Origin of the sequence: Nonomuraea sp. NPDC050394 (genome assembly GCF_044459065.1) — a bacterium.
Taxonomy (GTDB): Bacteria; Actinomycetota; Actinomycetes; order Streptosporangiales; family Streptosporangiaceae; genus Nonomuraea.
Window position 1 is genome coordinate 30,242 of record NZ_JBITIO010000005.1, and the last position, 24,689, is coordinate 54,930.

At 72.0% G+C, this 24,689-nt stretch carries 22 protein-coding genes; 14 read left to right on the top strand and 8 right to left on the bottom strand.

Going from position 1 to position 24,689, the window contains the following annotated elements:
• Positions 1 to 13: 13 nt before the first annotated feature.
• Entirely contained in the window at positions 14 to 1,234 is a 1,221-nt protein-coding gene (locus tag ACIBKY_RS21055; protein ID WP_397098485.1) for an MFS transporter, read from the top strand.
• A gap of 7 nt (positions 1,235 to 1,241) precedes the next feature.
• Entirely contained in the window at positions 1,242 to 1,799 is a 558-nt protein-coding gene (thpR, locus tag ACIBKY_RS21060; protein ID WP_397098487.1) for an RNA 2',3'-cyclic phosphodiesterase, read from the top strand.
• 96 nt (positions 1,800 to 1,895) lie between these two features.
• On the opposite strand, the gene ACIBKY_RS21065 is transcribed toward thpR, so the two are convergent.
• A complete protein-coding gene (locus tag ACIBKY_RS21065; protein ID WP_397098489.1) occupies positions 1,896 to 2,864 on the bottom strand; it encodes an aldo/keto reductase in 969 nt (322 codons plus the stop codon).
• Positions 2,865 to 2,971: 107 nt separating this feature from the next.
• Here ACIBKY_RS21065 and ACIBKY_RS21070 point away from each other — a divergent pair, with 107 nt between their 5' ends.
• The 3 genes from ACIBKY_RS21070 to ACIBKY_RS21080 all read left to right on the top strand — a co-directional run bounded on the left by ACIBKY_RS21070 (position 2,972) and on the right by ACIBKY_RS21080 (position 8,489).
• A complete protein-coding gene (locus ACIBKY_RS21070) occupies positions 2,972 to 4,195 on the top strand; it encodes a polysaccharide biosynthesis C-terminal domain-containing protein (RefSeq protein ID WP_397098491.1) in 1,224 nt (407 codons plus the stop codon).
• A 37-nt stretch (positions 4,196 to 4,232) separates the two neighbouring features.
• Positions 4,233 to 5,219 carry a hypothetical protein gene (locus ACIBKY_RS21075; protein ID WP_397098493.1) on the top strand — a complete coding sequence of 329 codons (987 nt, stop codon included), beginning with the start codon at positions 4,233 to 4,235 and terminating at the stop codon, positions 5,217 to 5,219.
• A 78-nt stretch (positions 5,220 to 5,297) separates the two neighbouring features.
• Positions 5,298 to 8,489: an SCO7613 C-terminal domain-containing membrane protein gene (locus ACIBKY_RS21080; protein ID WP_397098495.1), complete on the top strand. Its 3,192-nt coding sequence runs from the start codon at positions 5,298 to 5,300 to the stop codon at positions 8,487 to 8,489.
• 89 nt (positions 8,490 to 8,578) lie between these two features.
• Here the strand turns inward: ACIBKY_RS21080 and ACIBKY_RS21085 are convergent, their stop codons facing one another.
• Together ACIBKY_RS21085 and ACIBKY_RS21090 are read right to left on the bottom strand one after the other, a co-directional pair.
• A complete protein-coding gene (locus ACIBKY_RS21085; protein WP_397098497.1) occupies positions 8,579 to 9,460 on the bottom strand; it encodes an LLM class flavin-dependent oxidoreductase in 882 nt (293 codons plus the stop codon).
• Positions 9,457 to 10,521 carry an NAD(P)/FAD-dependent oxidoreductase gene (locus tag ACIBKY_RS21090; protein WP_397098498.1) on the bottom strand — a complete coding sequence of 355 codons (1,065 nt, stop codon included), beginning with the start codon at positions 10,519 to 10,521 and terminating at the stop codon, positions 9,457 to 9,459. The genes ACIBKY_RS21085 and ACIBKY_RS21090 overlap by 4 nt, the downstream gene beginning before the upstream one ends.
• 90 nt (positions 10,522 to 10,611) lie before the next feature.
• On the opposite strand from ACIBKY_RS21090, the gene ACIBKY_RS21095 reads away from it, so the two are divergent.
• Both ACIBKY_RS21095 and pip read left to right on the top strand, forming a co-directional pair.
• Positions 10,612 to 11,040 carry a MarR family winged helix-turn-helix transcriptional regulator gene (locus ACIBKY_RS21095; RefSeq protein ID WP_397098500.1) on the top strand — a complete coding sequence of 143 codons (429 nt, stop codon included), beginning with the start codon at positions 10,612 to 10,614 and terminating at the stop codon, positions 11,038 to 11,040.
• Between the two features lie 30 nt (positions 11,041 to 11,070).
• Positions 11,071 to 12,024: a prolyl aminopeptidase gene (pip, locus tag ACIBKY_RS21100; RefSeq protein ID WP_397098502.1), complete on the top strand. Its 954-nt coding sequence runs from the start codon at positions 11,071 to 11,073 to the stop codon at positions 12,022 to 12,024.
• 59 nt (positions 12,025 to 12,083) lie between these two features.
• Here the strand turns inward: pip and ACIBKY_RS21105 are convergent, their stop codons facing one another.
• Positions 12,084 to 12,458 (bottom strand): hypothetical protein, encoded by a 375-nt coding sequence (locus ACIBKY_RS21105; RefSeq protein WP_397098504.1) that lies wholly within the window; start codon positions 12,456 to 12,458, stop codon positions 12,084 to 12,086.
• A gap of 83 nt (positions 12,459 to 12,541) precedes the next feature.
• On the opposite strand from ACIBKY_RS21105, the gene ACIBKY_RS21110 reads away from it, so the two are divergent.
• The 7 genes from ACIBKY_RS21110 (at position 12,542) to ACIBKY_RS21140 (ending at position 20,990) form a co-directional block, all read left to right on the top strand.
• Entirely contained in the window at positions 12,542 to 13,639 is a 1,098-nt protein-coding gene (locus ACIBKY_RS21110) for an NAD-dependent epimerase/dehydratase family protein (RefSeq protein WP_397098506.1), read from the top strand.
• Positions 13,636 to 14,826: an L-2-hydroxyglutarate oxidase gene (lhgO, locus tag ACIBKY_RS21115; RefSeq protein ID WP_397098508.1), complete on the top strand. Its 1,191-nt coding sequence runs from the start codon at positions 13,636 to 13,638 to the stop codon at positions 14,824 to 14,826. The genes ACIBKY_RS21110 and lhgO overlap by 4 nt, the downstream gene beginning before the upstream one ends.
• Positions 14,827 to 14,843: 17 nt before the next feature.
• Complete coding sequence (locus ACIBKY_RS21120; RefSeq protein WP_397098510.1) at positions 14,844 to 15,530, top strand: response regulator transcription factor; 687 nt, start codon at positions 14,844 to 14,846, stop codon at positions 15,528 to 15,530.
• On the top strand, positions 15,530 to 16,930 hold the full coding sequence (locus tag ACIBKY_RS21125; RefSeq protein WP_397098512.1) for a sensor histidine kinase: 1,401 nt from the start codon (positions 15,530 to 15,532) through the stop codon (positions 16,928 to 16,930). Before ACIBKY_RS21120 ends, ACIBKY_RS21125 begins: the two co-directional genes overlap by 1 nt.
• 65 nt (positions 16,931 to 16,995) lie before the next feature.
• Complete coding sequence (locus ACIBKY_RS21130; protein ID WP_184972393.1) at positions 16,996 to 17,652, top strand: response regulator transcription factor; 657 nt, start codon at positions 16,996 to 16,998, stop codon at positions 17,650 to 17,652.
• A 9-nt stretch (positions 17,653 to 17,661) separates the two neighbouring features.
• The gene (locus tag ACIBKY_RS21135; RefSeq protein ID WP_397098514.1) at positions 17,662 to 19,380 is read left to right on the top strand and encodes an ABC transporter; all 1,719 of its coding nucleotides are present in this window, start codon (positions 17,662 to 17,664) and stop codon (positions 19,378 to 19,380) included.
• Positions 19,377 to 20,990 carry a GTPase gene (locus ACIBKY_RS21140; RefSeq protein WP_397098516.1) on the top strand — a complete coding sequence of 538 codons (1,614 nt, stop codon included), beginning with the start codon at positions 19,377 to 19,379 and terminating at the stop codon, positions 20,988 to 20,990. The genes ACIBKY_RS21135 and ACIBKY_RS21140 overlap by 4 nt, the downstream gene beginning before the upstream one ends.
• Positions 20,991 to 21,288: 298 nt before the next feature.
• Here the strand turns inward: ACIBKY_RS21140 and ACIBKY_RS21145 are convergent, their stop codons facing one another.
• The 4 genes from ACIBKY_RS21145 to ACIBKY_RS21160 form a co-directional block, all read right to left on the bottom strand.
• The gene (locus ACIBKY_RS21145; protein WP_397098518.1) at positions 21,289 to 22,497 is read right to left on the bottom strand and encodes a cytochrome P450; all 1,209 of its coding nucleotides are present in this window, start codon (positions 22,495 to 22,497) and stop codon (positions 21,289 to 21,291) included.
• A 69-nt stretch (positions 22,498 to 22,566) separates the two neighbouring features.
• Positions 22,567 to 23,157, bottom strand: a complete 591-nt coding sequence (locus ACIBKY_RS21150) for a TetR/AcrR family transcriptional regulator (protein WP_397098520.1) — start codon at positions 23,155 to 23,157, stop codon at positions 22,567 to 22,569.
• Between the two features lie 99 nt (positions 23,158 to 23,256).
• On the bottom strand, positions 23,257 to 24,120 hold the full coding sequence (locus ACIBKY_RS21155) for a hypothetical protein (protein WP_397098522.1): 864 nt from the start codon (positions 24,118 to 24,120) through the stop codon (positions 23,257 to 23,259).
• Complete coding sequence (locus ACIBKY_RS21160; protein WP_397098524.1) at positions 24,117 to 24,668, bottom strand: RNA polymerase sigma factor; 552 nt, start codon at positions 24,666 to 24,668, stop codon at positions 24,117 to 24,119. Before ACIBKY_RS21160 ends, ACIBKY_RS21155 begins: the two co-directional genes overlap by 4 nt.
• Positions 24,669 to 24,689 lie beyond the last annotated feature (21 nt).

Sequence of the window (24,689 nt, forward strand, 5' to 3'; positions counted from 1 at the left end):
ACGCAGGACCGGGATGTTCCGGTCGCTCAGGAATCACAACTACCGGCTGTTCGCCTCCGGCAGCGCCGTCTCCAACCTCGGCGGTTGGATGCAGCGCACCGCCCAGGACTGGCTGGTGCTCGACCTCACGCACGGCAGCGCGGCGGCCCTCGGTACGGCCACCGCGCTCCAGTTCCTCCCGATGTTGCTGTTCGGCCTCTTCGGCGGCGTGCTCGCCGACCGCTACCCGAAGCGGCCCATCCTGGTCGTCGCGCAGTCGATCATGGCGCTGCTCGCGCTCGCCATCGGCATCCTGACCGTCACCGGCACCGCGCAGGTCTGGCACGTCTACGTGATGGCTTTCGCGCTGGGCCTCGTGTCCTGCGTCGAGGTGCCGACCCGGCAGACGTTCGTGGTCGAGATGGTCGGCCGCAAGGACCTGTCCAACGCCATCGCGCTCAACGCCTCGATCTTCAACCTGGCCCGCGTGGTCGGCCCGGCCGTCGCCGGTGTGCTGATCTTCATGCTGGGCGGGACCGGACCGATCTTCCTGCTCAACGCGCTGACGTTCGCCGCGGTGATCTCCAGCCTGATCTTCATGCGGAAGGCGGAGCTGAACCTCGCCGAGCCGGTCCCCAGGGCCAAGGGCCAGTTGCGCGAGGGACTGCGCTACGTGCTGGGCAAGCAGGAACTGCTGATGCCGATCCTGCTGATCGGGTTCGTGTCGATGTTCTCGCAGTCGTTCTCGATGTCGATCGCGCTGATGGCCCGAGAGGTGTTCAGCGCGGGCGCCTCGTCGTTCGGGCTGGCCTCCAGCATGTTCGCGGTCGGCGCGCTCGGCGGCGGACTGCTGGCCGCGCGCCGTGCCAAGCCCAGCAGGAAGGTGCTGCTCACCGGCGCGATCAGTTTCGGGTTGTTCCTGGTCGCGGTCGGCGTGGCGCCTGTCTACCCGGTCTACCTGGCGCTGCTGGTCCCGGCCGGCATCGCGCTGATCACCGTCAACACCGCCGCCAACGCCAGCGTCCAGCTCGCCACCTCACCGGAGATGCGCGGCCGGGTCATGGGCATCTACCTGCTCGTGTTCACCGGTGGCGCGCCGCTGGGGGCACCGCTGGTCGGCCTGCTGTCGGAGTTCGGCGGCCCGAGAGCCGGAGTCATGCTCTCGGGTGCGCTGGTGCTGGCCGGCACCGGCATGGCGCTGCTCATGACACGCATGATCGGCGCGCGCCGCAGGGTGGCGCTCGCCACGGCATGATGCCCGCATGAGGTTGTTCGCGGCTCTGGTACCGCCCGACGAGGTTCTCGACGAGATCGAGACGGCGATCGCTCCGCACGCCGGGCACGTACCGGGCCTGCGCTGGCCGGCCCGCGCCACCTGGCACATCACGCTCGCGTTCTTCGGCGAGGTGCCCGAGCGCGTCCTGCCCGGCCTCCAGGTACGGCTGGCGCGCGCCGTAGCCCGCCACCCCGCCGTCGACCTGGCCTTCGACGGCTTCGGAGCCTTCTCCTCGGTACGCCGGGCCCGGGTCTTCTGGGCAGGGGTGACCGGCGGCTCGATGGCCCGACTGGCCGACTCGGTCAAGGCCGGAGCCCGCCGGGCGGGCGCGGTGGAGACCGACGAGAAGCGCTTCCACCCGCACCTCACGCTCGCCCGTGCCAAGCACGAGCAGGACCTGAGCGCGCTGGTGGAGTCGCTGGCCGGATTCACCGGCTCGCCGTGGCGGGCCGAGTCGGTCCGGCTGGTCAGCTCGACCCTCGGCGCCCAGGTGAGGTACGAGTCACTGGCCGAGTGGGCGCTCGCACCTCCGGAGCCCGGCTAGGCTCCACAGTCGTGGACCGTCCCCGTTTCTGGCTCCTGCCCATCGTGCTCGGCCTTCTGCTGCTGATCGTCGTCGTCGGCGCGCTGGTCACCTGACCTACCAGGCGTAGTCCTCCGGCGCGGTCCTGTGCCCGGGGAAGATCTCGTCCAGCCTGGTCAGCGCCGCCTCGTCGAGCGTGACCTCCAGGGCGGGCAGGCTGCTCTCGAACTGCTCCATCGTGCGCGGGCCGATGATCGGCGCGGCCACCGCGCGCTGCTTGAGCAGCCACGCCAGCGCCACGTGCGCGGGGTCGGCGCCCAGTTCGTCGCAGAGCTTCTCGTAGGCCTCGATCTTCTCGCGGTGCTTGTCGAGCTCGACGAGCATCCGCTCGGAGGACGAGCGGCCCTTGTCCATCTTGCGCAGGATGCCGCCGAGCAGGCCGCCGCCCAGCGGGCTCCACGGGATCACGCCGATGCCGTAGTCCTCGGCCGCGGGCAGCACCTCCAGCTCGACCGCCCGGTTCAGCAGGTTGTAGTGGCTCTGCTCGCTGACCAGGCCCACGGAGTTTCTGCGCCGGGCGGCCTCCTGGGCCTTGGCCAGGTGCCAGCCGGCGAAGTTCGACGAGCCGACGTAGACGATCTTGCCCTGCTGCCGCAGGACGTCCATCGCCTCCCAGAACTCCTCCCACGGAGTCCCGCGGTCGACGTGATGGGCCTGGTAGATGTCGATGTAGTCCGTCCGCAGGCGCTTCAGCGAGGCGTCGCAGGCCTTCCTGATGTTCAGGGCCGACAGCAGGCCGTCGTTGGGCCAGTCGGTCATGCCGCCGTAGAGCTTGGTCGCGATGACGGTCTTCTCCCGGCGGCCGCCGCCCTGGGCGAACCAGTTGCCGACGATGGTCTCGGTCGCGCCCCGGCCGGCCGACTGGCCGTACACGTTGGCGGAGTCGAAGAAGTTGACGCCCGCCTCAAGGGCGCGGTCCATGATCGCGAAGGAGTCTTCCTCGGAGGTGAACGGGCCGAAGTTCATGGTGCCGAGGCACAGCGGGCTGACCTTGAGGCCGGTGCGTCCCAGGTTCACGTATTCCATGGACATCACCCTAGGTAGCTGGAGTGCACTCCAGGCTAGGATGACTTTCCGTCGTGATGGTGCTGCTTCGGTCCGCTGTCCCCCTGTTTCTGTCCATGGTGACCGGGATGGTGGGTTCCCTGGTCGTCGCCGGCGCGCTCGGGCGGCACGCGCCCGTCACGCTGGCCGCCTTCGCCGTCATGACCGCCGTGCTCAATCCCGCCGCCACCGCCGTGGCCGGGGCGCTGCGCGGGCTGATGCCGTTCGTCGCCCCGCACAAGGACGATCCGGTACGGGCGGTGCCGATCCTGCGCGACGCCCGCTGGCTGACGCTGGCCGTCGGCCTCGCCGGAGCGCTGGCGGTGCTCGGGGTGCCGTTGCTCGCCGGGGCCGCAGGGGTGCCGCGGGAGATCGTGGCCGAGCTGGGGCCGCTGCCGTACCTGCTGGCGCTCGATCTGCTTGTGCTGGCGTCGAACGGCGGCGCCAACACGGTGCTCATCGCGCTCGGACGTGCGCGGCAGGTGCTCTGGTCCGGCCTGGCCAACACCGCGACGGTGATCGTGCTGACGCTGGTCCTGGTGCCGCGCTGGGGGCTCGACGGGATGGGCGTGGCGTGGCTCGCGGCCGGGCTGGCCGGCGTGCTCGTCTCGAACGTCTGCCTGCGCCGCGCGCTCGGCCGCCCCGTCGGGCAGGCGCGCCCCCGGGTGGCGGAGATCCTCGCGCTGGCGCGGGTCAGCCTGCCGCTCGCGGGGACGGTGCTGGTCAAGTTCGGGGCGCTCGGGGTGGTGGCGTTCGCCGCGACGCTGACGACCGTGCGCGAGGCCGCCGCGCACGCGGTGCTCGGGACGCTCACCGGGTTCACGTTCCTGGCGTCGCTGGCGGTGGCGCAGGCGGCGGTGCCGGAGATGGCGCGGGCCACCACCTCGGCCGAGGTGCGGCGGGTCAACCGGCGCGCGGCGGTGCTGGCCGTGAGCGCCTCGGCCGCGGGCGGGCTTGCGCTGCTGGTCTCCGGGCCGGCGCTGGCCGGCCTGTTCAGCGACGACCCGGGAGTGCGGGCGGCGGTGCTCGCGCTGGTGCCGTTGATGCTGCTGTCGTCGATGGCGGACGCGGCGCAGGCCGTGCGGGGTTTCGGGCTGTCGGCGCTCAAGCGGGCCGGCGCCTCGCTGGCCTACTTCGCGATCGGGTACGGCCTGCTCGTCGCCGCGGCGATACCGGTGGCGCGGGTGTGGGGGATCACCGGGTTGTGGGTGGCCATGTTGGCGGTGAACGTCCTGCTTTATGCGTTGCAGAGCTGGGGGTTCCGCAAGCACAGCGCCCGGGTGGGGATGGCCGAGGCCGTGGAGCGGGCATGATGTCAGGGTGGGGGATGTCTGGATTAAGGCGATTGCCGTGACCGTGCTGGCCTGTGCGCTGCCTGCGGCGCCGGCGATGGCGCTGGCCGATGAGGCGGAAGAGAAGCTGTTCAGCTTCCGCGACGCGCGGATCACGGAGTCGAGCGGGCTGGCCATCTCGCCCACGCACGCCGGGATCTACTACACGCACAACGACAGCTCGGCCGCGGCGGAGTTCTTCGCGGTCGACGGGGCGGGCCGTACCAAAGCGGCCTTCAGGGTGTCGGGGGCGCAGGCGCGCGACTGGGAGGCGATGGCGGCCTCCAAGGACCCCGCGACCGGGCGGGGCGTGCTGTGGTTCGCCGACATCGGGGACAACCTGGACGGCGCCTGGCCGGACATCTCCATCTACAAGGTGATGGAACCCACCTCGCTGAGGGACGCCACGGTGCCCGCGGTGCGCTACCGGTTCCGGTACGCCGACGGGGCGCGCAACGCCGAGGGGATCATGGTGAACCCCAGGACCGGGCGGTTGTCGGTGGTGTCCAAGGAGTTCTCGGGGGCGGTGTACGAGGCGCCGGCGAAACTGCGGACCGGGCGCGTGAACATCCTGCGCAAGACCGCCGCCGCGCCCATGATGGCCACCGACGCGGCCTACGCGCCCGACGGGTCCTCCTATGTCGTGCGGACGTACTTCTCCGCCACGCTTTTCCGGCCTTCCGGCGACATCATCACCAAGATCTCGATGCCGCCGCTGGATCAGGCCGAGTCGATCGCGTACACGGCGGACGGCAAGGCGCTGCTGACCGGGTCCGAGGGGGTGCGCAGCCCGCTCTACCGGGTGCCGCTGCCGGAGCGGGCGCTGGCCTCGGCCGGCTCCAGGCCGACGCCGTCGAAGAGCGAACCGTCGAAGAAGGCGTCGGTGGCGGCGGCCGAGACCGCCCAGGACGAACGCGGGCTGAGCGGCCAGGACATCCTGATCTGGCTGGCCGCGGCGCTCGGGGCCACCGCGGTCATCGCGGTGATCGCGCGCCGTAGCCGCTGATCTGAGCAGGACCACCCAGGTACGTCTGAGTACGTTCGCCCAGGTGCGGGGTTGACGGGCAGCGGCATCATTCTCACTATGCATCCTGATAGTGGGAAATTCCGGGTGACGGCGTGCCCCGACTGCGGGGCTCCGCTGCCCGGCACCCCGAGCGCCTGCCCGCGCTGCGCCCTGCCCCTGGCCGGGCCGACAGCGGCCGAGCTGTGGCGGGTCGACTCCGCCCTCGCCGACCTCAGGATGCGTGAGGCCGAACTTCACCGCCGCCGCGGCCATCTCCTCGGGCTGCTCCGCGAAGAGCGGACCAGGGCCCGGCGAGCATCCACGGCCGTCCCGGGCGTCCCAGGCGTCGTGGGTGTGCCGGGTGTGCCGGGTGCGGCGGCTGTTTCGGGCATGGCGGGCGCGCCTGGGGTGCCGGGTGGGGCTGGGGGGCGGGCTGGGTCGGCGGAGGTTTCGCGGCGGACCGCGCAGAACCTGCTGCTGATCCTCGGCGGGCTCCTGCTGACCGTCGCGGCCGTGGTGTTCACGGTGGTCAGCTGGGGATACCTGGGCATCGCCGGGCGGGGCGCGATCCTGGTCGTGGTGACCGGGGTGGCGCTGGCCGTACCGGCGCTGCTGCTCAAGCGGGGGCTGACCGCCACGGCCGAGACCGTCGGGGTGCTGGCGCTGGCGCTGATGGCGCTCGACGGGTACGCGGCGCACCGGGTCGGGCTGCTCGCCGGGCTGTCGTGGGCCGACTACGGCGCGGGTGTGATCGCCGTCGTCGCGGCGGGTGCCGCCGTCTATGGCAGGGTGCTGCCGCTCCGGGTGGCGCCGATCATCGCGATCCTGCTCGCCCAGGTGCCCATGATCATGTGGTTCGGTTCGACCGCGACCGGGACGGCCGCCGCGTTCACCGCCGCGACCCTGCTCGACGCCGCCGTCTGGAGCCGCGCCAAGCGCACCGAGATCCGGGTGACGGCCGCGATCTGCCTGGGGGTCAGCGCGTTGGCGGCGGTGTTCGTGGCCGCCGTGGAGTCGGTGGTGGGCGATCTGGTGTGGGCTCCGGCCGGGCTGCTGGTGGTGCTGGCGGCGGCGGGGGTATACGTCGGGATGCGGGTTGTTCCGCTGATGCGCTGGCTGCCGCTGGGGCTGGCGGGGCTGGCCCTGATGTTCGCGCTGGGCTCGCCGGTGCGGCAGTTGCTGAACTCCTCGTGGCAACTGCTGCCGTACCCGCTGGCGGCGATGGCCGTCATGGCCGCGGCGCTGTGGCTGCCGGTCGTGATCCGGCGGGCCGGGGTGGTGTCCGGTGCGGTCATGGTCGTGCTGGGTGGGCTGCCGCTGGTGCTGGTCGTGCTGAACGCGCTGCTCATGCCGTTCCGCAACGTGTCGGCGGTATGGGCGGGTACGCGGTGGGAGGTCGCCCAGCTCGCCCTCGCGCGTCCGGGTGTCGTGTTCCTGGCGGTGGCGGCCGCGGTGTGCGTGGTGGCCGCTCGCCGGTGGAGTGTGCTGGCGCCGCGGGTAGCGGCTTCCGACCTCTCGGGGCTGGTGTTCGGGTGCGGGCTCGTCCTCGCGCTGTCGGCATTGCTGGTGGTGCCGGCCGCCTTCGGGCTCGGGTACGCGGCCTCGGCCGGGGTTCCGCTGCTGGTCGCGGTGGCGCTCAGCGTGGCCGCGACCAGGTATCCGGCCGCTGCCTGGGGTGCCGGGACGGCGGCCGTGCTCGCGCTGACCGAGGGGCTGGCGGCGGAGGCGGCGACCTACACGGTGCTCGGCGTGCTCCTGGTCACCTGGGCGGTGCTGTACCGGCGCCCGGCCGCGCTGGCCGGCGCCGCGCTGAGCGGCTCGGGGCTGGTGTGGGCGGTCCTCTACGGGCTGGAGGTGGCGGTGCTCGACGCGGCCGCGCTCGGGTTCGCCTCCGGTGCGGTGCTCGCCCTCATCGGCTGGTACGGCACGCCCAAGCCGGCCACGGACACACGACAGGCCGGCCCGAAGGAGGGCGCGGAAGCGCAGCCGGTTGAGGACGTGTGGCAGGGCACGGGTGCGCCGCCGGTTGAGGGTGTGTGGCAGGGCACGGGTGCGCCGCCGGTTGAGGGTGTGTGGCAGGGCACGGGTGCGCCGCCGGTGGCGGGTGCGCGGGGGGCCGGGGGAGTGCGGACGGCCTGGGAGTTCGGGCGGGTCCTGGCCGTGGTGCTCGCGGGTGCGGCGGTGCTGCCGGTGGTGGACGTGGTGGTGCGTGGGGTGGCGAACTTCGCGGGGCTGCTCGACCCCTGGAGCGGGGTGCCGTCGCCGCCGGAGGGCCGGCCGGCGGCGCTGCTGGCGCTGGTGGTGGCCGGGGTGGTGCTTGTCGTGGCGACCCGGCCCGCGGTCGCGGTGGTCGTGGCCGGGGTGCTGGTGGCGGTGGTGCCGGTGACGGTTCGCCTGCCGTACCAGGTGAGCTTGGGGTTGCTCCTGCTGGCCACGGCGGTGGCGGCGGCGCTCGCCGCGCGGCGTGTCACGGCGGGTGGGCAGTGGGCGCGGGCGGGTGACCTCGCGATCGGTGTGGCCGTGTGGCTGGGTGTGCTGGCCGTCGCGGGCGCCGCCGTTACGCAGACCGGGACGATCGTGACGCTGGCGGTCCTGGCCGGGGTGGCGGCGGGCGCGAGTCTCTGGGGGCGTGGCGGGACCGCCGGGGTGACGCTGGCCGGTGTGCTGGCCGTCGCCGAGGTGGGCGCGGTCGCCGCCGCCCACGGCCTGCGTACGGCCAGCCTCGTCTGCGCCGGAGCGGGAGTCGTCGCGGTGGCCGCGGCGGCGTGGAAGCGGGTGCCGGCCATCGGGTATCTGGGGACCGGGTTCCTGCTGGTGTCCTCCTGGATGCGGTTGTGGGCGGAGGAGGTGACGGTCGTCGAGGCGTACACGCTGCCGTTCTCGCTGGTGCTGCTCGCGATCGGCTGGCTGCGGGGGCGGCAGGGGTCGTCGTGGAAGGCCTACGGGGCGGGGCTGGTGTTCACGTTCGGGCCGAGTCTGCTCGCCGAGCCGACGGCCCTGCGGTCGCTGCTGCTCGGGGCGGCGGCGCTCGCGGTCACCGTGGCCGGAGCCCGCTACCGGCTGCAGGCTCCGGCCGTGCTGGGCGCGCTGACGCTGGGAGCGGTGGCCGTCCGGGAGCTGGCGCCGTGGGTCGCCGGGCTGGTCACGGCGCTGCCCCGGTGGGTGCCCATCGCGGTGGGCGGCATGCTGTTGCTGGTGGTCGGCGCCACGTACGAGGCGCGCAAGCGCGACCTCGTCCGGCTGAAGGACGCCGTCGTCAAGCTCAGGTAGGTCGTCAAGCTCAACGAGACGGATCAGGCACGGGCGGCTTCTCGGACGGCGGGGACTCGGGTACGGGTGGCTTCTCGCATGGTGGGGACTCAGGTACGGGTGGCTTCTCGGACGGCGGGGACGATTTCGGTGGCCCAGCGGCTCAGGGCCGTGCTCGCCGGGGTTCCGTCGGGGGTGGGGAAGTAGGTGAAGCCCGCCGCGCCGTACTCCAGGACCGCGCTCGTGAGCTCCTCCACCCACTGCGCGACCGAGCCGCCGCGCCACCGGCCGCTCGCGTCGCGGGTGGCGGGCAGCGGCGCCGTGGTGATGCGGCCGGGCAGGTTGTAGATGGTGGCGATGTCGCGCGGGTCGCGCCCGGCCTTGACGGCGGCCTCGTCGATCAGCGGGCGGGAGGTGGATACACGGTCGCTACGCCAGTCGGCGGCGTGGCCGGGGATCCAGCCGTCGGCCACGCGGCCGGTGACGGCCAGCGACTTCGGCCCCACCGAGCCCGTCCAGATGGGCGGGGCCGGGACGGCCGCCGGGATCAGGTCGTTCACCTGGTAGAACTCGCCGTCGAAGGTGACCGGCCCGCCGCCGCCCGACAGCGCCCGTACCAGCGTGATGGCTTCTTCCAGCGCCCGTACGGCCTGCGCCGGAGACAGCGGCTCGACCCCCAGCTTCTCGATCTCCCGCCACAGGCCACCGGCGCCCATGCCCAGGGCGACCCGCCCGCCGGACAGCGCGGACAGGCTGGTGACGGTCCTGGCCAGCATGGGAGCGGGGCGGGTCGGGACGTTGGTGACGTTGACCGCCGCGGTGATCGTGTTCGTGCGGCCGAGGACCATGCCGATCGCGGCGTAGGCGTCCAGGCGGTCGTGGAGGTAGGGGTGGTCGGAGACGGTGACCAGGTCGAGGCCCTCCCGATCGGCCTGGACGGCCTGACTGAGCACCTGGTCGTCGGCCAGGCCGAAGCCGAACAAGGTCTTCATCGTGCCGCCTCCGCTCCGAGCAGGTCGAGGTAGGTGTCGAGGAACAGTTCGCCCTTGATGCCCACGGTGGCCTCGGCGCCGAGCACGCCCGCCTCGGGGGCGTAGGAGACGCCGCCGCGCGGGCCGAGCGGCAGGACGATGGCGTCCTGGGCGGGTTCGTAGGCGGTGAGGTTGGTCTGTCCCTCGATCAGGGCGCGGATGTTGGCGGCGGCCACCTCGGCGTGCCGCTGGGCGAGGCGGGCCATCTTCATCTCGGGCACGCTGGTGATGTCGCCGATCGCGAAGATCGTGTCGCTGCCGGGCAGGCGCAGCTCGGGGGTGACGTCGAGCCGGCGGCCGGGGACGAGGTAGCCGGTGTTGGGCGTGGCGCCGTAGCAGGCGAACCAGATGTCGGCGCTCAGTTCGGCGCCCGCCCGCGTGGTCGCGGTGAACGGGGCGGCGTGGCCCGGCGCGGTCGGCGGCGGCTCGTTCAGAGAGGTGCCGAGCAGTAGTTCGACGCCGAGCGCGGCGAGCTGGGCATGCAGCTCCGCGCGGAACTCGGCGGGGAACTCTCCGGGAAGCAGCTCCGTGGCCGGGTCCACGACGGTGACGTGCTTGTCCGGCCAGGCGGCCTTGATCTCTCCGGCGAACTCCAGCCCCACGGGCCCGGCGCCGAGCAGCAGCACGCGCGGGGCCCGCGAGAGCGCCTCGTGCGTGGCCCAGAGCTTGGCGCGGGCGTCCACGCTGTCGTCCACGTCGAGCTTGGCCGGGTAGGTGTGGCGCGAGCCGGTCGCCAGCACCACGAAGTCGGACGTGACCCGGTCGCCCGAGCCGAGCTCCACGGCCGATCCGAACATCCTGGCCGCCCGGTCGTGCCGGATCCGGCCCCGGGTCAGCAGGCCCTCGTACGGGATGAAAAGCCGCTCGACCCACACCGGGTCGGTCACCGCGCGCAGTGCCGCGACGTTGTGGACGAAGGTGTCGCGGGGCTCGACGAGGGTGACGTCGGCCACGTCGTCCAGGGCCTTCGCGACGGTGATGCCCGCGTATCCGCCGCCGATCACGGTAACGGTCGCTGTCATGGCTTCCTCCAAATGGTTCAGATTATGAACAGTTCTTATCATGAACCATAGTGGTGCTGGCAAGTGGGCTAGCCTGGGCCTGGAGGCGAGATGACCGAGATCGACGTGACCGAGACCAGGGAGCTGGCCACGGCCCTGGTGGGTCTGTCGCACCATGTGCTGCACATGTTCAACGACATCGGCCGGGGCCACGACCTCACCGCGCAGCAGACCGAGCTGGTGTGCGCCGTGATCGTCCGGGACCGGGTGCGGATGAGCGACCTGGGCAGGATCATGCACCTGGAGAAGTCCAACCTGAGCGGGCTGGTCGACCGTACGGAGAAGCGGGGCCTGATCGTGCGCAGGCGCGACCCCGAGGACCGGCGCGTGACCTACGTCGAGCTCACCGAGGAGGGGCGCCAGGTGGCGGTGAGCACCCACTGCGAGGTCACCAGGCGGCTGAACCAGCTCGTCGCCCAGATTCCCGCCGAGGACCAGCGCAGCCTCACCGCCGTGGTGGAGAAGATCACCGAGTCCTGATATATAACAGTGCTGTTGTACCTTGGGGTGATGTTCCCTGAGATCGAGCCATATGACCACGGCCACCTCGACACCGGCGACGGCGACCTCGTGTACTGGGAGGCCTGCGGGAACCCCGGCGGCAAGCCCGCGCTCGTCGTGCACGGCGGCCCCGGCTCCGGATGCTCACCGGGCATGCGCCGCGGGTTCGATCCGGAGCGCTACAACATCATCCTGTTCGACCAGCGCAACTGCGGGCGCAGCCGTCCCCTCGCCGCCGACCCCGCGACGGACCTGACCGCCAACACCACCCAGAACCTCATCGCGGACATGGAACGGCTGCGCGAGCACCTCGGCGTGGACAAGTGGCTGCTGTACGGCGGTTCGTGGGGATCCACGCTGATCCTCGCCTACGCGCAGGCGCATCCCGAGCGGGTGTCGGCGATCGTCATCGTGAGCGTCACCATGACCCGCCGCTACGAGATCGACTGGCTGTACGACGGCGTCGGCCGGTTCTTCCCCGCCCAGCGGGCCCTCTTCCGCGCGGGCGCGCCGGAAGGCGCCTCCGGCACCGTGCCCGAACTGCTGGCCGCCTACGGACGGCTCATGGCCGACCCCGATCCCGACGTGCGGGCCAAGGCCGCGATCGACTGGACGACGTGGGAGGACTCGGTCATCTCCCTGGAGCCGAACGGCAAGCCGAACGCCTACTCCGACCGGCCGTCCGAGGCGCTGCTGACCTTCGCCCGGATCTGCGCGCACTACTTCTCCAACGGGGCCTGGCTGGAGGAGGGCGCCCTGCTCCGGGACGCGCCCAAGCTGGCCGGGATCCCGGGGGTGCTGATCCACGGACGCTTCGACCTGGGGTCGCCGCTGGAGAACGCCTGGCAGCTGGCCCAGGTCTGGACGGATGCCCGGGTGGTCGTGGTGGAGGACTCCGGTCACACCGGCAGCCCGACCATGCAGGCGGAGGTTCTGGCCGCCCTGAACTCCTTCGCCTCCTGACCCACGCTTCCCGGCCGGCCGCGATTCCGGATGGTCCGTGGCGCGGCCCGCGGAAGGGGTCAGCGGGGGTGGCGCAGGGTGGCGGTGAAGGTTTCGCCGCGCAGCGCCCGTTCCACCGCGTCGATCGCGCGGGACAGCCGGACCAGGCGGGGACCCTCCTCGCGATACACGTCCAGGACGGCCTCCACCGCGTGCGGCGGCAGGTGGCCCTTCAGGTCGACGGCGGCGCCACGGTAGCCGGCGCGGGCCGCTTCGATGGCCGAGTTGACGTGGTGGGCCGCCATCCTGGCCAGCGCGATCGGGTGGCGGCGCAGCACCTCGTGCGCCCGGTAGTCGGGCGGGACGGCGTCGAGCAACCAGGCCACGGCCGAGGTCTCCCAGTCGGGCACGCTGGGCGGTCGGACCTCGGCCGGCCACTCGGGCGGGACATACATACCGCCATCGTACTCATGTTCGAGTGTCCGTCCATGAAGGCGGGGCCTGTACGGCGAACCAAGTAAGCGCTAGCTTGCGAAGCATGCGTGTCTTGGTGACCGGCGCCTCGGGATTCGTCGGCTCGTACGCGGTCGCCGCCCTCCTCGGCGAAGGCCACGAACCCCACATTTTCGTGAGAAATCCGGAAAAGGCGGCGCGTGTCCTCGGCCGCCTCCGTCTCACCCCCGAAACCCCCTTCGAAGGGGGTTTCGAAGCCCCCGAAGCCCCCGAAGCCCCCGAAGCCCCTCAAAACCCCGGCCTTCCCGGCCTCCCTGGCCTTCCCGATCTCCCCGTGCACGTCGGCGACATCCGCGACGCCGGAGCCGTCCGCGCCGCCCTGTCCACCTGCGACGCCGTCCTCCACGCCGCCGCCGACATGGGCGTCACCGGCCACGCCGCCGACCTCGAAGGCGCCAACGTCGTCGGCCTGAGGAACGTCCTGGGCCAGGCCGTGGAGCTCGGCCTGGACCCGGTCGTGCACGTCTCCACGGTCGCCGTCTTCGTCCCGCCCGCCGAGCCCGTCATCACCGCGCACACCCCGCTGGCCGGCCCGCGCAACGGCTACGGCCGTTCCAAGGTGAGCGGCGAGCTCTACGCCCGCGGCCTCGACGGCGTCACGATCGTCTACCCGGGTGGTGTCGCGGGCCCGTACCAGCCGACGGTCGACGCGCTCAACGAGGGGTTCCGCGCCGGCGTGGCTCTGGGCTGGCCGATGGTTCCCGGAGGGGTGATGATCCTGGACGTACGGGATCTGGCGCTCTTGCTCGCCCGCTGCATGGTGCCCGGAAAGGGCGCGCGACGCTACATGATCGGCGGAAACTTCCGGACCTGGCGACAGCTGGCCGACCTCTGCGAGCGGCTCACCGGACGCAAGGCGCGCAGGTTCCCGATCCCCGCCGCCCTCCTGCGTACCGCCGGCTCCGCCCTCGACGTCGTCAAACGCGTCAGGCACGTGCCGTATCCGCTCACCCGCGACGCCGCCGACTTCATGCTCACGCTGGTCCCGACCGACGACCGCCCCGCGCTGAACGAACTCGGCGTCACCCTCCGCCCGGTGGAAGACACCGTTTCGGATACATTGCGCTGGCTGTCGGCCGAAGGCCACCTGAACGCCCGAAGAATCGGCAGACTAGCCCCGTGACGGAGAAGATTGGGGTCGTCGGCGCCGGCATCCTGGGCCTGGCGGTGGCCAGAGAGCTCGCGCTGTCCAGGGGCGCCGAGGTCACCGTGCTCGACAAGGAGCACCAGGTGGGCGTCCATCAGACCGGCCACAACAGCGGCGTCGTGCACGCGGGCATCTACTACCCGCCGGGTTCGCTCAAGGCCCGGCTCTGCCGCGAGGGCGTGGCCATGCTCCGCGCCTACTGCGTCGAGCACGGCCTGCCGTACGAGGAGGTCGGGAAGCTTGTCGTGGCGGCTGGCCGGCACGAGCGGCCGGGACTGGCCGCGCTGGCGGCCCGCGCCAGGGAGAACGGCGTGCCCGGCATCACCGAGCTCGACGCGCTCGCGCTGCGCGAGATCGAGCCGCACGCGGTCGGGGTGGCCGCGATCCACTCGCCGCACACCGCGATCGCCGACTTCCCCGCCGTAGCCCGCCGTCTCGCCCAGGACGTGGCCGAACAAGGAGGTTCGGTACGGCTCGCGCACCCCGTCAAAGCCATCAGGGAACGGGCCGGAAAGGTCGAGGTGCTGGCCGCCAAGCGCGTCTTCGCCTTCGACCGCCTGGTGGTGTGCGCGGGGCTCGGCACCGACGCGGTGGCCGCCATGGCCGGCCGCCGGGGCGACGTGCGCATCGTCCCCTTCCGCGGCGAGTACTACGCGCTGGCCGGATCGGCCAAGGATCTGGTCAGAGGCCTGATCTACCCGGTTCCCGACCCCAGGTACCCGTTTCTCGGCGTCCACCTGACCCGGCACATCGACGGCGAGGTCCTCGTCGGCCCGAACGCCGTGCTGGCCCTGGCCTACGAGGGCTACACGTGGCGCGACGTCCGCGACGCCCGGCGCATCCTCACCTGGCCGGGCACCCTGCGCATGGCCAGAAAGCACTGGCGCACCGGCGTCAAGGAGGTCTACGGCTCACTGGTCAAGCAGGCGTTTCTCGACGCCGCCCGCCGGTACGTCCCCGCGCTGACCGCCGCCGACCTGGAGCGTACGCACGGCGGCGTCCGCGCCCAGGCCGTCGCCCGGGACGGCGCGCTCGTCGATGACTTCGTGGTCGACGTCCATGGAAGAGTGGTTCTGGTGCGTAACGCACCGTCTCCTGCGGCCACGTCGAGTCTGGCCATTGCGCGGCATATCGCGGGAGTTGTTCCAGCACCCATCAGCTGAGTGCATCCTTAGGGGTGATGGAATCACGCTTGCTGATCGTCGAGGACGACCCCAACATCCTCGACCTCCTCGCCGCGAGCCTGAAGTTCGCGGGCTTCGACGTCCTGACCGCCAAAGGCGGCCACGAGGCGGTCGCCGCCGTGCAACGGCACCGCCCCGACCTCATCGTGCTCGACGTCATGCTGCCCGACATGGATGGGTTCGACGTGGTGAAACGGCTGCGGAGCGGGGGCGCGGCCACGCCGGTCGTCTTCCTGACGGCTCGTGACGGCACCGAGGACAAGATCCGCGGGCTGACCCTCGGCGGCGACGACTACGTGACCAAGCCGTTCAGCCTCGAAGAGGTGATCGCGCGCATCCAAGCGGTGCTCAGGCGCACCAGCGCGCAGTCACCGCCGCCGCGGCTCACCTTCGCCGACATCGAACTCGACGAGGAGAGCCACGAGGTGTGGCGCGGCGGGCGGCTGGTGCCGCTGTCGCCGACGGAGTTCAAGCTGCTGCACTACTTCATGACCAACGCCGGACGGGTGCTGTCCAAGCCGCAGATCCTCGACCACGTCTGGGACTACGACTTCCGGGGCGAGGTCGGCATCGTGGAGTCGTACGTGTCGGTGCTCCGGCGCAAGATCGACAAGGGCAACCCGCGGCTCATCCACACCCTGCGCGGGGTCGGCTACGTCCTGCGTCTGCCACCGGGGCCCTGATGCGCGGGCTGCCACTGAGGATAAAGCTGATCGCCGCGATGCTCGCGCTGCTGGGGCTCGGGCTGACGTTCATCGGCGTGATCAGCGTCTCGGTGCTGCACCGCTACCTCATCGACCGGGTCGACGGCCAGATCATCCTGCTCAGCCAGCGGGTCCAGAACAAGCTCCGGCACGACCAGCTGGACAAGGCGCGCAAGGGCCTGCTCATCGAGTCCGACACGATCGTCATGGTCCGGCGGCCGGATGGGCGGCTGGCGCCGCCGTACACCAATGTCAGGGAAGTGGACCTCAAGTCCAAGCCGGGGCCGACGTCGGTCGTGGGCGCGCCCGTCACCGTGCGGGCGATCAGCGGCGACGGCGAGTGGCGGGTGTTGCGCACCAACAGCCCCTACGGCGAGGCGACCGTCGCCGTCGACCTGGCCGAGGTCCGTGACATCACCCGCCGCCTGGTGCTGATCGAGTCGCTCGGCGGCGGCGGCATCCTGCTGATCCTCGCCGTGGTCGGCGTCGCGCTCGTGCGCCGCAGCCTGCGCCAGCTCATCGTCATCGAGCGTACGGCCGGCGCCATCGCGGCAGGCGAGCTGAGCCGCCGCGTGCCCGACGGCGACCCGCGTACCGAGGTCGGCAGGCTCGCCACCGCGATCAACGGCATGCTGGCCCAGATCGAGTCCGCCTTCACCGCCCGCTCCGCCTCCGAGGCCGCCGCCCGGAGCTCGGAGGACCGCATGCGGCAGTTCGTCGGCGACGCCTCCCACGAACTGCGTACGCCGCTGACCTCCATCCTCGGCTACGCCGAGTACTCCAGGCAGAACCCCGGCGCCGACCCGGCCGAGATGATGCGCCGTGTGGAGAAGGCGGCGGGCCGCATGAGCCTGCTCGTCGACGACCTGCTGCTGCTGGCCCGCGTGGACCAGCAGCGGCCGCTGCAGATGCGGCCCGTGGACATGCTCGCGCTGGCCGCCGACGCCGTGCACGACGCCCGCATCCTCGCGCCCGACCGCAACGTCAAGCTCGACGTCGTCGGCGACGCCGCGCTGATCGTCTCCGGCGACGAGGTACGGCTGCGCCAGGTCGTCGCCAACCTCATGTCCAATGCCCTGCACCACACGGAACCCGGCACCCCGGTCGTCGTCAGAGCGGGAGCGGGCAGGAGCATCGCGTTCGTCGAGGTGGCCGACCAGGGCCCCGGGCTCACGCCCGAGCAGGTCGAGCGGGTCTTCGAACGTTTCTACCGGGCCGACTCCGCCCGCTCCCGCCGCTCCGGCGAGGACCGTGGCAGCGGGCTCGGCCTGGCCATCGTCCGCGCGCTCGTGCACGCGCACGGCGGCAATGTGCTGGTGAGCAGCGCTCCTGGCGCCGGCTCGGTCTTCAGGGTGGAACTCCCACTCGACTTGGAGTGACCCTTCAGCTTTCCCTAAGGTCGCTCGGGCACCCTGTGGCTGTGAGTACCCCAGAGGCCCTGATCATGGTGGTGGACGACGAGCCCAGCATCAGGGATCTGCTCTCCGAGAGCCTGCGCTACGCCGGGTTCGAGGTGCTGACCGCCGCCGACGGCAGGGAAGCCGTCGAGATCGCCGAGCGCTCCTCGCCCGACCTCGTCGTGCTGGACGTGATGCTGCCCGACCTCGACGGGTTCGAGGTGGCGCGGCGGATCGAGGCGCCCGTGCTGTTCCTGACCGCCAGGGACGCCACCGACGACAAGATCACCGGACTGGCCGTGGGCGACGACTACGTGACCAAGCCGTTCTCCCTGGAAGAGGTCCAGGCCAGGATCCGGGCGGTGCTGCGCCGTACCCGGGGAGAGATCACGCCGCCCAAGCGGCTGCAGGTCGGCGACCTCGAACTCGACGAGGAGACCCGCGAGGTGTGGCGGGGCGGGCAGAGCGTGCACCTGTCGCCCACGGAGTTCAAGCTGCTGCACTACTTCATGTCCAACGCCGGGCGGGTCGTGTCCAAGGCGCAGATCCTCGACCACGTGTGGAGCTACGACTTCGGTGGTGACACCGGCGTCGTCGAGTCCTACGTTTCCTATCTGCGGCGCAAGATGGATGACACCGAGCCGCGACTCATCCACACGCTGCGCAGCGTCGGTTACGTGCTGAGGGAGCCGTCGGCCGGTTAGCGTGTCCTCATGGAACTGGTGAGCGCATTAGAGTCACTGCGCCGCCGTCTCGACCGCGAGCTCTTCCCGCTCGCGATCGGGCAGGCGGCGGCCGACCGGCTCGCGCTCAAGGAGCTGACCGGCCAGCTTGACGACTACCTGCTGCCGCGGCTGCGTTCGATCGACGCGCCGCTGCTGACCGTCGTCGGCGGCTCCACGGGCGCGGGTAAGTCCACGCTGGTCAACTCCCTGGCCGGCGCCGACGTCGCCGAGCCCGGCGTGCTGCGGCCGACCACGCTCGTGCCCACGCTCGCGGTCAGCCCCGCCGACCACGCCTGGTTCATGGGCCAGAACGTGCTGCCTGGGCTCTCCCGCGCCACCGGCGACAGCCCCGGCGCGCTGCGCGTGGTGACGGTGGACACGCTGGTACCCGGCCTCGCGCTGCTCGACGCGCCCGACATCGACTCCGTGGTCACCGCCAACCGGCAGCTCGCCGCCCAGCTTCTCGCCGCCGCCGACCTCTGGCTCTTCGTCACGACCGCCGCCCGCTACGCCGACGAGGTGCCCTGGAGCTTCCTGCGCTCGGCCCGCGACCGGAGTACGGCTCTCGCCGTCGTCCTCGACCGGGTCCCGCCCGAGGCCATGGCCGCGGTCTCCGCCGACCTGACCCGCCTGCTCGACGTCAACGGGCTCGCCGGTGCCAAGCTCTTCACCGTGCCGGAAGCCGTACTGCCCGACGAGAAGGCCCGGCTGCCACAGGAGTCGGTGCGCCCGATCGTCTTCTGGCTCACCGAATTGGCCGCCGACGCCGCCGAGCGCTCCCGCGTCGTGCGCCAGACGCTCTCCGGCGCGCTCGACAGCCTGGCCGCCCGCGTGCCGGCCCTCGCCGACGCCGTCGAACGCCAGCAGGAGGGCTTCACGGCCCTGCGCTCCATCGTCACCGCCGCCTACGCGGGCGGCATGGCCGACTTCGACGCCGGCATGCGGGACGGTTCACTGCTGCGCGGCGAGGTGATGGCCCGCTGGCAGGACTTCATCGGGACCGGCGACCTGATGCGCTCCCTGGAGAGCCGGGTCGGCCGGCTGCGCGACCGGATCGTCGGCTTCTTCACCGGCAAGGCGCACACCATCCAGCTGCGCGACGCGCTGGAGAGCGGCGTCGAGGCGCTGATCAGGGGCGCCGCCGACGGGTCGGCGGAACGGGCGCTCGAAGGCTGGTCGGCGGCGCCCGGCGGCCCCGGCCTGCTCGACCGGGTCGGGGCGGTCGAGGCCGCCAGGCTGGGACGGGCCTCCTCCGCGCTCGGCGCCGCCGCGGAGAAGGCGGTGCGCGGCTGGCAGGACTACGTCCTCGACCTGGTGCGGCAGGAAGGCGCGGCCAAGCGGACCACCGCGCGGGTCGCCTCCTTCGGCGTCAACGGGGCGGGGGTGCTGCTGATGCTGGCGGTGTTCGCCTCCACCGGAGGGCTGACCGGGATCGAGGTGGGGATCGCCGGAGGGACGAGCGTACTGTCGCAGAAACTGCTGGAGGCCATCTTCGGCGACCAGGCGGTCCGTACCCTGACCACCAAGGCCAGGGAGGACCTCCGCGACCGCGTCCAGGCCCTGCTCGACGCCGAGTCCGCGCGCTTCACCGAGCTCCTGGCCGACGCCGAACCCCCTCCCGACACGGCCGGCGCCCTCAGAACCGCCGCCGCCGACATCACCGCCCACCGCCACGACCTGCCCGCCGCCGGAGGTGAGGAGGGGTGAAACTGCTGCGCCGCGGACCGTCCCTGGACGATCGGCTCAACGCCCTGCTGGAGGCGGCCGACCTGGCCGGGGGACGGCTGCCCGCCGACGTCGTCGCCGCCGCCCGGGAGGTCGCGCATCGGGCCGGCGTACGGCGGAGCCTGTCCGTCGACCACACCGTCGCCGCCCTCGCCGGAGCCACGGGCAGCGGCAAGTCGTCGCTGTTCAACGAGCTGGCCGGCACCGAACTGGCCACCGTCGGCGTCACCCGCCCCACCACCTCCACCGCCCAGGCCGCGTTGTGGGACGGCGAGGGGGCCGGGCCCCTGCTCGACTGGCTGGAGATCCCCCGCCGCCACGCCGTCGCTCCCTCCGACGCCGGTCTGTCCGGGCTCGTCCTTCTCGATCTGCCCGACCACGACTCCATCGAGCTCGGTCACCGGTTGGAGGTCGACCGGCTGGTCGAGGTGGTGGACCTGCTGGTGTGGGTGCTGGATCCGCAGAAGTACGCGGACGCGGCGGTGCACGAGCGCTACCTCAGGCCGCTGGCAAGGCACCGGGAGGTGATGGTCGTGGTCCTGAACCAGATCGACCGGCTACCGCCGGCGGCCGTCTCGCGCTGCCTCGCCGACCTGCGGCGGCTTCTTGCCGATGACGGCCTGGACGGGGTGCCGGTGCTGGGGGTGTCCGCCCGCACCGGGGCCGGACTGCCCGAGCTACGCGGCCTGCTCGGTGAGAAGGTGGCGGCCCGGCTCTCCTGGGCCGGCCGCCTGTCCGCCGACGTCGCCACCGCCGCCGACGCGCTGGCTACGGCGAGCGGAGCCCACTCTGGCGACCCTGTTTCCGGACGGCTCTCCGGCGGGGTGTCCAAGGCGCTCACCGCCGCGCTGAGTACGGCGGCCGGAGTGCCGCTGGTGGTCGACGCGGTGGGGAAGGCACATCGGCATCGGGCCGTGGTGGCGACCGGATGGCCGGTGACGCGATGGGTCCGGCGATTCCGGCCGGATCCGTTGCGGCGGCTGCGGATCGGGGGGACTGCCGCCGCAGGGGAGATCGTGGGGAAGACTTCGCTGCCTGAGGCGTCCGCCGTACAGAAGGCGCAGGTGGAGACCGCGATCAGGGACGTCGGCGAGGCCGCGGCCGACGGGCTGCCCGGAGTCTGGGCGGCGGCGGTACGGCGGGCGGCGCGCTCGCGGGCGGGAGAGCTGGCCGACGCCCTGGACAAGGCGGTGTCCACCACGTCGCTGAGCGCGGCCCGGCGGCCCCGGTGGTGGCGGGCCGTGGGAGTGGTGCAGTGGGTGGTGTTCGCGGCGATGGCGGCCGGGGCGCTGTGGCTGGGCGTTCTCTTCGGGCTCGGCTACCTGCGCCTGCCCGAGCCGCCGACGCCCACGGTGCTGGAGGTGCCGTGGCCAACGGTGCTCCTGGTGGGGGGTGCGCTGGCCGGGGTGCTGGTGGCGTTGCTGTCCCGGGTGGCGGCGTGGACCGGCGGGCGGCGGCGGGCGCGCAGAACCGCCAAGGCGCTGCGCGCGGCGGTGGGAGAGGTGGCCAGGACCGACGTCCTCGACCCGGTGACCACCGAACTCGACCGCTACACCGCCTTCACCACCGCCCTGACCCAAGCCCGCCAGTAAACCCACCCACCCCGACACCCCACCCACCCGGACCACAACACCGCAGTCACCCGGACCACGTGACCGGGCGCCGACTGGGGTCACGCGACAAGCTGCGGGGCCTCGGGTCAGGCGGCTCACCTCGGCCGCTGCCTCCGAGACCCGCCTCACGAGCCCGCCCAGGGGTCGGGTGACCCGGCGCCTTGAGTCCTCTCCCGGATGGTCGGGTGACCCGGGGGCTGGGGTCCTGGCCCGGATGGTCGGGTAACCGGGCCGGGGCGGGGCTGATGACGGGTCGTGGGGTGGCTCTCCCTGGGGCCTAGCGTGGGGTGAAGGCGATGGGCATGTGCTTGATGCCGTTGATGAAGTCCGAGCGCATGCGACGTACCGGGCCCGTGCAGGTGGCGGACGGGAAGCGGCGGACGAGTTCGCGGATCATGCAGGTGATCTGCAGCCTGGCCAGGTTGGCGCCGAGGCAGAAGTGGGGGCCGCCGCCGCCGAACGTCACGTGGTCGTTGGGCGTGCGCCGCAGGTCGAGGAGGTGGGCGTCGGGGAAGACGGCCTCGTCGTGGTTGGCGGAGGCGTAGAAGGTGACGACCTTTTCGCCCTCCCGGATCGGCTGGCCGGAGATCTCGGTGTCGGCGGTGGCGGTGCGGCGGAAGTTGTGGATGGACGAACCCCAGCGCAGGAACTCCTCGGTCGCGCTGCGCCACAACGCCTCGTCGCCCAGTCCGGCGGAGAGTTCGCGGTAGGCGGCGGGGTGGTCGATGAGGGCCTTCATGGCGTGGGAGATGAGGTTGCGGGTGGTCTCGTTGCCCGCGACGCAGAGGATGACGAAGAAGGAGTCGATCTCCTCCCTGGTCAGCCGGTCGCCGTCCACCTCGGCCCGGACCAGCGCGGTCAGGATGTCCTCGCGCGGCCGGGTGCGGCGCTCGTCCACCAGCGCGTCGCAGTAGGCGAAGATCTCGGCCGCCGCGATCTCGCCGTCCTCCGGGCTGGTGCGGAAGTCGGGGTCCTGGAAGCCGACCATGCGGTTCGACCAGTCGAAGATCAGGTGGTGGTCGCTCTCCGGGACGCCGATGAGGTCGCAGATCATCTGCAGCGGCAGATACTCCGCGACGTCGGTGACGAACTCGACCTCGCCGCCGCGTTCCAGCACGTCGTCGGCGATGCGCTCGGCCCTCGCCTGTACGGTCGCGGCCAGCTTGCCGATCATCTTCGGCGTGAACCCCGCGCTGACCAGCCGCCGGTAGCGCGTCTGCTTCGGCGGGTCCATGTTGAGCAGGGTCAGCTTGGCGATCTCGATGAACTCGGGCGTCTGCGTCCTGATGAACGTGGTGCCCAGTTCGGTGGACCACGTCTTGGCGTCGCGGCTGATGGCCTTCACGTCGTGGTAGCGGGTGACCGCCCAGAAGCCGGTGTCGTCGGGGACGTCGTGCCAGTAGACGGGCGCGTTGCGGCGCAGGTGGGCGAACTGGTCGTGGGGGACGTGGCGTTCCCAGGTGTTCTCGAGCAGGTCGATGCGCATCGGGCTCCCTTGTGGCGCGGGGTTCGGGGCCTGGTCTCCGGTACGGCGGAGCCGTACCGGATGAGGGGGTCAGAAGCCGAGCAGGTCACGCAGGGCGAGCACCACGGCCGCCCGCTCCACGGCGGGCGGGTCGAGGCGGTGCTGTACCGCGCAACCGATGAGTAACCCGAGCACGGCCACGGCGGTCTGCTCGGGCGATCGCCTGAGTGGTACGCCGGCGGCCGCCGACCAGTCGGACAGCCCCTCGGCCAGCCGGGTACGGATGTCGGCGTAGCGCCTGGCCAGCGGTTCGCCGATGTGGGGATCGCGCGCGCCGTGCAGCCACAGCTCCAGTTCGAGCAGGAGCCATGCCGCACCGCGATCCGGTTCGTCACGGATGAGGACGTCGAGGAGGGCGGCCAGCCGGTCGTCGAGTTCGGTGATCTCCTCGAATCCGGCGAGCAGGTCGGCCGCGGTCTGGTCCTTCCACACCTCCAGCAGGGCGAGCAGGAGGCCTTCCTTGCCGCCGAAGTGGTTGTAGAGGGCGCCGGTGGTCCGGTCGGCGGCCTCGGCCACCGCTTCGGCGGAGACGGCGTGGAACCCCTTTCTGGCGAAGAGGTCGGCGGCGGCGTCGATCAGCCTGGTACGGGTCTCGGCCCGCCGCTGATCCTGGGTCGCCACGCTGACACCTCCGGTATATCGAGGTTCCGATATATATCTCCTTCCCTATATTTCATGACTTGTCGGGCTGGTCAAGGGGCGGCGCCTGAATGCCCGCGCTCAGCAGTTCTGCCGCGCGAACATGGTGTCCGCTTCTTCCTGCGGCATCGGCTCGGAGTCGGTGAAAAGGCTCACCTTGCCGCCATGGGTCACGTAGCCGCCGGTCACATGCCAGCCGTCGGGCACCGAAGTGCGCTCCTCCGGCTCCTCCTCGCCGGTCAGGACCTGGTAGGTGTCGATGCTCCAGCCGCGCTGGGCGAGCAGGTCGCGTACCTCGGCCACGGTCTTGTTCAGGTACGGCACGCAGTTCATCGGCTCGTCCGGCCCGTCGAAGGGGCCGCCGCTTTCGACAGGCTCACCGGGACGGGCCTCGCGGCCCAGGGCGACGTCGGCGGCGCCGCGGAAGCTCACCGGGATCTTGATGCCGATCGGGCAGCCGTCGAACTTGCGGCACTCGCCGGTGCCCTGGATCTGCTCGAACTCGGTCAGGTAGCGCGGCTCGGGGCCGTCCTTCGTGGTGGGGAAGATCCGGCCGACGCCGCCCGGGGAGGACGGGATGACCCGGAGCGAGATGTTCAGCCCGGCCGCCCGCAACTGCTCCTCGTACTTGCCCGGATCGGCGTACAGGTCCTTGACCTCGATCACGTAGTGGTCGCCTTCGCGCCGGATGTCGAGGGCGGCGGCGGGCTGGGCCGCCGGGCCCAGGAACCAGGCCGCGGCCAGCGCGGCGGCCGCCACCGTGGCGATCCCGGGCAGGGCGATGCGCTTCCTGGCCAGCGTCGCGCGGGCCCTGCTCACCCGGGACCTCGCCGGGGCGGCGGACAGGGTCATGATCTCGTTCATCAGGTCGTGCGCGCCTTCGGTCAGGCCCGGTCCCGCCGGCGGGGCGAGCCGGGTGACGATCTGGTCGATGTCGGTGCTCACGGGCTCTCCTTCGCGAGTGCTACGGCGCGCGGGCCGTAGCGGGTGAGGTCGAGGTCGGCCTGCGCGAGTGCGGCGGCCAGCCGCTTGCGGGCGCGATGCAGCCGCAGGCGTACGGCTCCGCGCGAGGCGCCGACGACCTTGGCGATCTCGGCGCTGTCCAGGCCCTCCCAGCCGACCAGGGACAGCAGTTCCCTGTCCGGCTCCGACAACCGGGCGAACGCCTCGCGGGCCACGTCGGGAGCCTGGTCGGGGCGGGACTCGGCCCAGACGGCCAGCTCCGCGCGCAGGCGCAGGCCGAGGGCTTCGCGGCGGGACTCGGCGCGGTGGTGGTTGGCGAGGATACGGCGGGCGGTGCCGTACAGCCACCATCGGGCCTCGTCGCCGGAGGGGATGTCGTCGATGCGGCGCCAGGCCGTCGTGAACGTCTCGGAGATCACGTCGGCGGCGTCGTCGGGTGATGCGGTACGCCGGGTCACATAGGCGGCCACGGCGGAGTAATGGGTGAGATAGAGCGCCTCGAAGCGTCGGCGAGGCTCGGGTGGTCCCACAGAGCGGGTCCTTCCGATAGG